Origin of the sequence: Companilactobacillus zhongbaensis (genome assembly GCF_003946515.1) — a bacterium.
Lineage (GTDB): Bacteria > Bacillota > Bacilli > Lactobacillales > Lactobacillaceae > Companilactobacillus > Companilactobacillus zhongbaensis.
The window spans coordinates 24,846-33,064 of record NZ_RHOM01000024.1 but is presented as its reverse complement, the minus strand read 5'-3'; the positions used below and the strand labels follow the sequence as shown (position 1 = coordinate 33,064).

Annotated in this window: 10 protein-coding genes; 5 read left to right on the top strand and 5 right to left on the bottom strand. The window is 39.1% G+C overall.

The genetic code is table 11. The features are described 5' to 3' along the window. Window positions 1-678: 678 nt before the first annotated feature. Window positions 679-1,545, bottom strand: coding sequence for an NAD(P)-dependent oxidoreductase (locus tag EKM69_RS09355; protein WP_125710469.1), 867 nt, complete (start codon window positions 1,543-1,545; stop codon window positions 679-681). Window positions 1,546-1,709: 164 nt separating this feature from the next. Here EKM69_RS09355 and EKM69_RS09350 point away from each other — a divergent pair, with 164 nt between their 5' ends. Beyond that, complete coding sequence (locus tag EKM69_RS09350; protein WP_125710467.1) at window positions 1,710-2,561, top strand: YitT family protein; 852 nt, start codon at window positions 1,710-1,712, stop codon at window positions 2,559-2,561. Window positions 2,562-2,646: 85 nt separating this feature from the next. Here EKM69_RS09350 and EKM69_RS09345 read toward each other — a convergent pair whose 3' ends face one another. Beyond that, complete coding sequence (locus tag EKM69_RS09345; RefSeq protein WP_125710465.1) at window positions 2,647-3,288, bottom strand: SDR family oxidoreductase; 642 nt, start codon at window positions 3,286-3,288, stop codon at window positions 2,647-2,649. 94 nt (window positions 3,289-3,382) lie between these two features. Here EKM69_RS09345 and EKM69_RS09340 point away from each other — a divergent pair, with 94 nt between their 5' ends. Then, the gene (locus EKM69_RS09340) at window positions 3,383-4,147 is read left to right on the top strand and encodes a flavodoxin family protein (protein ID WP_125710463.1); all 765 of its coding nucleotides are present in this window, start codon (window positions 3,383-3,385) and stop codon (window positions 4,145-4,147) included. Between the two features lie 161 nt (window positions 4,148-4,308). Here the strand turns inward: EKM69_RS09340 and tpx are convergent, their stop codons facing one another. The 3 genes from tpx to EKM69_RS09325 all read right to left on the bottom strand — a co-directional run bounded on the left by tpx (window position 4,309) and on the right by EKM69_RS09325 (window position 6,042). Beyond that, a complete protein-coding gene (tpx, locus tag EKM69_RS09335; RefSeq protein ID WP_125710461.1) occupies window positions 4,309-4,803 on the bottom strand; it encodes a thiol peroxidase in 495 nt (164 codons plus the stop codon). A 91-nt stretch (window positions 4,804-4,894) separates the two neighbouring features. Further along, entirely contained in the window at window positions 4,895-5,707 is an 813-nt protein-coding gene (locus tag EKM69_RS09330; RefSeq protein WP_125710459.1) for an SPFH domain-containing protein, read from the bottom strand. 11 nt (window positions 5,708-5,718) lie between these two features. Further along, window positions 5,719-6,042, bottom strand: a complete 324-nt coding sequence (locus EKM69_RS09325; protein WP_125710456.1) for a toxin-antitoxin system HicB family antitoxin — start codon at window positions 6,040-6,042, stop codon at window positions 5,719-5,721. A gap of 116 nt (window positions 6,043-6,158) precedes the next feature. On the opposite strand from EKM69_RS09325, the gene EKM69_RS09320 reads away from it, so the two are divergent. The 3 genes from EKM69_RS09320 (at window position 6,159) to EKM69_RS09310 (ending at window position 8,202) form a co-directional block, all read left to right on the top strand. Then, window positions 6,159-6,686 carry a GNAT family N-acetyltransferase gene (locus EKM69_RS09320; RefSeq protein WP_125710454.1) on the top strand — a complete coding sequence of 176 codons (528 nt, stop codon included), beginning with the start codon at window positions 6,159-6,161 and terminating at the stop codon, window positions 6,684-6,686. Between the two features lie 238 nt (window positions 6,687-6,924). Then, the gene (locus tag EKM69_RS09315; protein WP_125710452.1) at window positions 6,925-7,278 is read left to right on the top strand and encodes a hypothetical protein; all 354 of its coding nucleotides are present in this window, start codon (window positions 6,925-6,927) and stop codon (window positions 7,276-7,278) included. 117 nt (window positions 7,279-7,395) lie between these two features. Beyond that, complete coding sequence (locus tag EKM69_RS09310; protein ID WP_125710450.1) at window positions 7,396-8,202, top strand: WxL domain-containing protein; 807 nt, start codon at window positions 7,396-7,398, stop codon at window positions 8,200-8,202. Window positions 8,203-8,219 lie beyond the last annotated feature (17 nt).

Genomic DNA, 8,219 nt, shown 5'->3' with positions numbered 1-8,219 from the left:
CACAGAAAGAAGAACAACCAAAAATAACGGATTAACACCTGCAGAAATGCGAGAAATGTCAGGAATGGCTGCTTAAAAAATTATTATATTTAAATCGTCCGGTTGAAAAATATGGCTCACGGCATCGATTGGAGCTATCCGGGAAGTTCGCCCGGACATCTCCAATACGAGCCTTCCTCTAAGCTCCTTCGTCGCAAAGAGGAATTTGGCGGCTGAGGGCTGTATCCCCGGGCCCCTCCGCCTAGGGTAGTGCAATCCCCCCTTGTTTAGTGGGGAAGTAGGTGCTTCCTAGTTTTTATGCGCAAGGTTTGACTTGGTTTCTGCTCCTTGCTGCTTCTCGGTGCGCGGGACTAAAGCTCCGCTTATTTTGTTTCCTGACTTACCTTTGTTTTGCAATCTTTTCTTTCCTTATTTGTTGGATAAGAGTTGATAGTTTTTTTCTTCTCTTGCTTTCGCTTTCTGGCTTGCTTGCTCGATTCTCTTGCAATCTCGCCTTTTTTACTTTACTTGATTTTTCTCTTTATATTAATTTTGGCTCGCGCTTTCGATTCTCTCTCGCTCTCGCGGGGTTTCTGATTTTATTTTGCAATTATTTAAAAAGCCATCAGATGACCTTTTTTGGTCATTCTGATGACTTTTTTTTGCTTCTCTATTTGTTTTTGAGTTTGGTTTAACTTTTTACCACCACAACTTGACTAATGCTTGGGTTCCATCGTTTCCTAGTCCTTTTTCATCGACTAGTTTTTCATAGAGTTCTTTTGCTTGCTTAGTAGCAGGTAAATCTAACCCCATTTTTTCGCTTTCTTCTAGTGCTATTCTTAGATCTTTTAAGAAATGCTTTGAGAAGAAGCCTGGTTTGAAGTCACCTTTTAGGATTCTTGGTACGTAGTTTTCCATGCTCCAGTTGTCAGCTCCGCCGCCTTCTAGGGTGGTTAGGACGTCGTTTAGGTCTAGGTTGGCAGCTTTGGCATAGACTAGCATTTCTGTTAGGCCGGTCATGGTTCCGGCTATCATTATTTGGTTGGCCATTTTGGCGTGTTGTCCAGCTCCGTAGTTTCCGAAGCGGTGGTTTGATTGGCCGATTATTTTCCAGATCGGTTCTAGTTCTTGGTAAGCTTTTTCTGATCCTCCTACCATGATGGTTAGTTTGCCGTTTTTTGCTCCTACGTCTCCGCCTGATACTGGGGCGTCTAAGCATTCTACTCCCATTTTTTCGGCTTTTTCACCTAGTTCTTGGGCAAGGGTTGGTGTGCTGGTGGTCATGTCTACTATTATTTGGCCTGGTTTTAAGGATTGGAAGATGCCTTTTTCTTGGTCTAGGTATACTTCTTTGACATCTTGGGGGAAACCTACCATAGTGAAGACGATGTCGACGTTTTCTGTTAGTTGTTTAGGACTTTCGTACCATTTGGCGCCTTTTTCGATTAGTGGGTCGGCCTTTGATTTGGTTCTGGTGAAGACTGAGACGTTGTAGTTTTCTTTTAGTAAGTTATTGATGATGCCACTTCCCATTACTCCGGTTCCGACGAATCCAATTTTTTTCATGATACGACCTCCGTGATTGAAATATTATTAATTATTATCAGTTTAACATTGAAATCGGATACGTTCTTGTTATAGGCTTACAGATAGAAGTGGTTAATTGTTATATCATTTAGCTTTTTAATGTTATATAATCTTCTAATACTGAATTTTTGGGGGTGGCGACGATGGCCATGTTTAAAGGATACTCAAAGAACATTCTGGCTGCGGTTTTTTATGGGATTACCTCAGCCGTCGGGATCCAATTGCTCTTGCAGCCGACGAAGATTTATACTGCCGGTGTTATGGGTGCTTCCCAGCTGATCGTTAACTTGATCAACCAATTTGCTCACGTTAATACCGAAGTTTACTTATGGTACTTCTTGCTCAACGTGCCTTTGGTTTTGCTTTCTTGGAAAAAACTTGGGAAGAGATTTACGGTGTTTACTTTACTGTCGATCGTTTCGGCCTCAGTCTTTATCCTCTTTATCCCATTGCATCCGATCACAGATGATCCGATGCTAGCTTCGATCTTTGGTGGTGCCATGGTTGGTGTCGGTACTGGATTTTGTTTCCGCTTTGGTTTTTCAACGGGTGGTACCGATATTATCGCCTTGATCATTCAAAAAACTAAAGGTGGTACCGTGGGCCAAGTTGGGTTCATCGTTAATGCCGTTATCATCGGTATTGCCGGGATCGTCTTTGGTTGGGAATTGGCACTATATTCGATCGTTTCGATCTTTATTACTAACATCTTGATCGACCGGATGTACATTCAACAACAAAAGATCACGGTTATCATTTACTCACATCAAATCGACGAAATTGCCGATGTCTTGTTGAAGAAGATGAATCGTGGTATCACGCTTGATCACAACTTGACCGGTGCTTATTCCGGCGAGCAGATCGGATCAATGACAATGGTCTTGACGAAGTTCCAATTGTACAACGTCAAACAAACAGTTAAAAAAGTTGATCCGAATGCCTTTATTAATATTCAGCCTACTATCGGTATAGTTGGTAAATTTAATGACAATTAAAAAAATCCAGCAAACTCAATTACTGAGTTTGCTGGATTTTTTTGTTTAATCTAAATGTGGTTAAAAGCATGGTAGTCTTTAATGCTTATTTAATGGCATTTTCTATATCTTCGTCACCACTAACGAAGTTGATGTCTTTTTTGATAGTCGAAGGTGTTTCGATTGCTTGGGCGATTACTTTGGCAACGTCTATCCGAGGAACTTCGCCGCCTTCGTTGTTAGCTTGTACTTTGATTTTTCCGGTGGATTCATTGTCTGTTAAAGTACCTGGATGGATGATTGTGTAATCCAAGGTTGTTCCACGAAGGTGTTCGTCAGCGTAGTGCTTGGCGATGAAGTAAGGTCTGATGCCTGAAGCTTCCCATTTACTACGGTCATCACTGTAGATCGAACTTACCATGATATAACGCTTGATACCGATGGCTTCAGCAATCATCATGGTCTTGATTGCACCATCTAAGTCGATTTCCATGGTGAGGTCGTAACCTGCACCACCAGCACCGGCAGTGAAGACTAAGACGTCGGCACCTGAAGCTGTGATCGAATTCTTGATTTCCTCGATCGAAGCGGTCAAATCGATGTATTGTGTGGGAATATTGTTGTCTGAATAAGCTTTGATCTGTTCTTGACTTCTCAAACCTGCCACGAAATCAATGTTTTTTGATTGGAGTTCGTTGATCAATAAACGACCAACTTTTCCATGTGCACCAATAATAAGAACCTTCATATGAATTCCTCCTTTTAATACATTTACTGTAACAACAAAAATTTGTTTTTGCCAGTGTAATGAATTTAGTTATAATTGAAGACAGGAGGGGACTATGAAAATATTAGGTATTTTAGCATCACATAAAGAACATGGTTTAAATGCGCAAATGTTGCAACACGTTCTTGATAATGTCGATGAGGGTGTCGAAACGGAGACAATTTATCTAGAAAATTACGATATTACACCTCGCAAATATCCTGAAGAAAATCCTGTACTCGATCAATTAGCAGATAAATTGATGGAAAGCGACGTCTGGGTGTTCTCAGCTCCCACATACTGGCGTGAATGTCCGGGTCGTTTGAAGGATTTCTTTGACTGTATGCGGCCAAAATTTGTTTACTTTAAAGATAACGGGGATACCATTCCTGGACCTTTTAAGGATAAGCATTATTTGAGCATTTCGTCTTGTTACATGAGCACCACTGAGAACTTCTTAACTGGCATCACCGATGAAACTTTCAAAACGATCGACCGAGTAATGTCAGCCGCTGGCGTTATCAAGACGGGTGAGATCGTCTTACCTGGTACCTTTGGTATGAAAGAGATTCCAGAAAAGAAACTCGAGTTGTGTGCTAAATATGGCCACAAGATTTCTAAAAAAGAAGAAAAGGATGATTCAACCGTGAAAAGATATATTCAATTATTCTTCATGATCGCCATCATGGCATTGATTACGATGGGAATTCAGGTTCCACTTAAAGCTATCATGCCAATGGATAATTTCTGGATCAGCTACGTTAGTTTCGTGGTAATATTCTTCGTCTTATTATCAGTCATCTTACACGTAGTGACATTCAACAAACATCGTCGAAGATAAAATTTTGTAAAAAGTACAATTGTAAATTCGATAAATCGCATTTAACGACTGATAAATGAAGTAGTTACATCAGTCACATATGCTATCGGAGGATAGTTAAAATAAAGAAAAAGCGTTCAAAATCAATTGATTTTGAACGCTTTTCTTCTATATTATTGTGACTAGTTCAATTTGTTCAATTCAGCTAGTGCATTGTCGTAATTTGGTTCGTTTGTTTCTTCTTCAAGGATCTCTGAGTAGAGGATTGCTTTGTTAGTGTCAACAACCCAGACAGAACGGCCTAAAATTCCCATTGAGTCGATCAATAATCCTGTATTTTTACCGAAGTCGTGTTTTTCGTCAGACAACATCTTCATGTTCTTAACACCCTCAGCAGCACACCAGTGACTTTGTTCCTCGACAGTATTCGTTGAAATTGTTACAAAGTTAACATCTGCGTATCCGTCAACGTCGCTATTGAATTTCTTAGTTTGAATGCTGCAAACACTAGTGTTGATATTAGGAACAACACTGATCAACAATGGCTTGTCGAGTAGATCTGCCAAAGCAACCTTGTTGCCGTCCTTATCAGTAACTGTGAAATCAGGGAATTGATCACCAACTACAGGTGGTTCACCCACTGTTTTAACTGCTTCACCTTTAAATGTAACGTCCATAAAATTCACACCTTCCTTTAACTGATAATAGTATAGATGAAATTTATTCAAAAACCTAGAAATATGATTATAGCTTTAAATTGAAAAAATGTTATTTAGTGTTATCAAGCATTTTTTTAACGACTGGGATCTTGCCTAGGTCACCGATTTGGTCGCTAGAGACCACGACAGTATTAGTACTTGAATTAGCTAATTGTGAAAAGGCGTCGATTGTTTGGTTTTGGAAATAGCCGCTTTTGGCCTTGTCCAAACTCTCGTTCATCTTGTCGATCCGGAAACTTTCAGCCTCGGCGCGAGTTCTGGTAGCACGAGCTTCAGCTTCAGCAGTTGCTACTAAGGCATCGTTTTTAGCTTTCGTAGTTAACTCGATGCTCTTGGCTTCACCCTCAGCTTTAGCGATAGCGGCGATCCGTTCTCGGTCGGCTTTTAATTGCTTATCCATGGAATCTTGGATCGAAGGGGTAGGTTTAAGTTCGTCGATGTTGATTCGGTCAACATTGATACCGTAAGTTTTCGTTAAGTCACCGATAGCAGTGGCGAGTTCCTGATTGATCTTAGAAGTTGAACCTAATGCTTGGTTCAAGTCCATTCGACCGATAATGTCACGCAGATGACCTCTGACTAGTTGAGACATTGATTCAACCGAGTCAGTATTTTCGTAGCGATATTTAACAGCATCTGTGACGTGATAGTTCAAAGTTACGCTAGCTTGCACGTCGGCGTTATCTTTTGTGATGATCGAATAGTCAGGCAATTTTAACGGGTTCATTGCTAAACTGACAGGATAGATTTTTTGAATGAAAGGAATGTAAAAATGCATTCCAGCATCGACACTGTGATGATATTTACCAAGAAATTCAACTAATCCTTTATGATTTTGATGTACGATTTTTATACCAAGCATATAAATTCTCCTTAAGTTAATTGGGTCAACGTCAATATATTTCCATTAGCGTCACTAATAACGTATGAAGCGGAGCTATCAACGACATCGACATTTGATAAACTATATCTATAATAAATACCATTTACAGACACGAGGGCACTGTCGGTTAAAATCTCACTCCCTTTAATGATTTGCCCGACAAACTGTCGACTCTCCAAGCTTTCCTTTTTGGAATTTTCTTGAAGAAGGTGGACAATGAAATTATTCACGCTGCGACTTTCAGCTTTAGCCTGAGCTGCGATCTGATCGTAGAGGCTTTGATCCAGTCTGAGTAAAAATTTTTTCTCTTTCATACTTTAATGATATCATTTTGATATCACTTTTGATACTGAAAAAATCTTTCGAGATTGTACACTATAAAATGGTTATTATTTACATAAGTTTAAAATGATATGAAAAGAGACTGAAAATGAATTTAAACGGAGAACACATTGAGATCAGAAATTTTGAAGAAAATGATTTTTCTGAATTCAAGAAACTACTAAAAGACCGCAAAAACCATGAGAATGCAGGATTAGAATATTCGTTAGATGATAATCAAATTATCAATATTTTTAATAAATATTTAGTTCTTGCCAACACTTACGTTATTGCATTAAAATCGAATCACCGGATGCTAGGAATTATTGAGCTTAACGAAAGAGGGATTTCTAATGGCTTAGATAAGACCAGAGAGATAGGCTTCGTTATTTCAAAGGATTATCGGCGCCTTGGCTACGCAACTGAAGCAATCGAGTTGATGTTGCAATACGCCTTTGAGCAACTCCATCTTTTAGAGGTTTGGGCAGCGGTTAAGGTGAATAATACTGTTCCGCAATTAGTTCTCACTAAGTTAGGATTTAAATATATCTATCAAGTTAGTCAAGATCCGTTTGATTTCAATTCCGCAGAGAACATGCTGAAATATTATTTGCTGAAGAACGAAAAGGGGAATTAATAAAAAAATCGCTTTTTTTTATTAATTAATTTATCACTTGATAAGTGAAATTTACTATGAGAGAGGTGTGATCATGTTGGCGAAGAGATCGAGGAAGAAATCGATCAAGCGTAAGAATATTAGTCTTATATGTATTTGCTTTGCTATCGTCGTTGGGATTGTCGGTGGACTGAGTTTAAACATGGCGCAATCAGATACGAGTAGGCGAAACCCCACGTTTTTGGAAAATAGTGGATCAATGTCGAAAACGTCAGAGGCGTCAGTAACGGTTTATCGAGATAACGATGACGATCATAGGCCTGGACCAACTAAACCCGGAACTGGAAATCCTGGGACTGATGCAGGTAGCAATGGCAACCTTGGCGGAAATGGATCTGACACAGGGAGTGGTCCTCACGGAGGACTTGAGACGATTGACCATAAGACCGGAAGTTCGAATGGAGATGCTCCATCGGTAATTGTTGATGATTACGGACGAAGTACATTTCCACAAACTGGAGAAGCAAAAGATCATCTACCGATGATCGGTTTTGCAATTCTTGGGTCAATGATATTGGTATTTTGCTATAAAAACAGAATAAAAGTTTATTAATAATAAACATAGCTCAAAATTATAAAAAAATATTCAAATTTTGTGCTTTAAAATTTAAAAAAATTCTGCTAACATTCGTAACGTGTTAAAGAAAAAATTCTAGGGAGGAATTTTAACATGAAGATTTCAAGAAATATTTTGGTTAGTTCAATGGCCTTGGCCGGAATTACATTGGGTGCACTTGCACCTGTTACAGTTCAAGCTGCTACAACTGGTGTTGGAACAGTGGATGGTAAGTTCAGTGCACTTGATAAAGGTAAATATGTTGATCTAAATAAAGGTGAAGCAGCATATGCTACAGATTCAATATCAGCAAATGCTCATTCTGAAGCTAGTGTTGAAGTAGTTTCTGGTTTCTTATCACTTGATGCTGTGCCTGACTTTAGTTTTGGTAGAGCAGTTGAAGGAAAAACAGCTAATTTGTTAAATGGACAAAGTGCTATTCCTAACGATGGTAATCAAGATGGATTACTACAAGTAACAGAATCACGTAAAGTTGGTGGTAATCCAGAATCACCTGCTGCGGCAAATGCAGGATTCACATTGAGTGCACAATTGGGTCAATTCGATAATGGTGTAAAAACAAGTAAAGATTTCAAATTAAATTTAACTTCACAACCATTACGTTCAGCTGATGATGGTGCACCTGCTAAGTCGATTATGACATCTCCTGTGACTTTGAATGCAAGCGGAGCAGGGAAAAACATTCTTGATGTATCCTCTGAAAAAGCATTATTTGGTACATACAAAGTATTGTTTAATTCAAATGATTCAGCATCACTTTTCGTTCCTGAGGGCACAAGTAATGAAAATGGTGTTAGCAAATGGTCAGGTGTGATTACTTGGACGTTAAATGCTAAAGCAGGAGCAACTCCAGCATCAACAACACCTGACACTAATGCAAAACCTGGTGAAAGCAAGTAATGATTTTTAAGTTCCAC

Excerpts from the sequence above, each read along its gene's own strand:
- EKM69_RS09355 (WP_125710469.1), bottom strand. The coding sequence starts at position 1,545 with ATGAAAAAAATTGGATTCGTCGGAACCGGAGTAATGGGAAGTGGCATC.
- EKM69_RS09350 (WP_125710467.1), top strand. The coding sequence starts at position 1,710 with ATGGCCATGTTTAAAGGATACTCAAAGAACATTCTGGCTGCGGTTTTT.
- EKM69_RS09345 (WP_125710465.1), bottom strand. The coding sequence starts at position 3,288 with ATGAAGGTTCTTATTATTGGTGCACATGGAAAAGTTGGTCGTTTATTG.
- EKM69_RS09340 (WP_125710463.1), top strand. The coding sequence starts at position 3,383 with ATGAAAATATTAGGTATTTTAGCATCACATAAAGAACATGGTTTAAAT.
- tpx (WP_125710461.1), bottom strand. The coding sequence starts at position 4,803 with ATGGACGTTACATTTAAAGGTGAAGCAGTTAAAACAGTGGGTGAACCA.
- EKM69_RS09330 (WP_125710459.1), bottom strand. The coding sequence starts at position 5,707 with ATGCTTGGTATAAAAATCGTACATCAAAATCATAAAGGATTAGTTGAA.
- EKM69_RS09325 (WP_125710456.1), bottom strand. The coding sequence starts at position 6,042 with ATGAAAGAGAAAAAATTTTTACTCAGACTGGATCAAAGCCTCTACGAT.
- EKM69_RS09320 (WP_125710454.1), top strand. The coding sequence starts at position 6,159 with ATGAATTTAAACGGAGAACACATTGAGATCAGAAATTTTGAAGAAAAT.
- EKM69_RS09315 (WP_125710452.1), top strand. The coding sequence starts at position 6,925 with ATGTCGAAAACGTCAGAGGCGTCAGTAACGGTTTATCGAGATAACGAT.
- EKM69_RS09310 (WP_125710450.1), top strand. The coding sequence starts at position 7,396 with ATGAAGATTTCAAGAAATATTTTGGTTAGTTCAATGGCCTTGGCCGGA.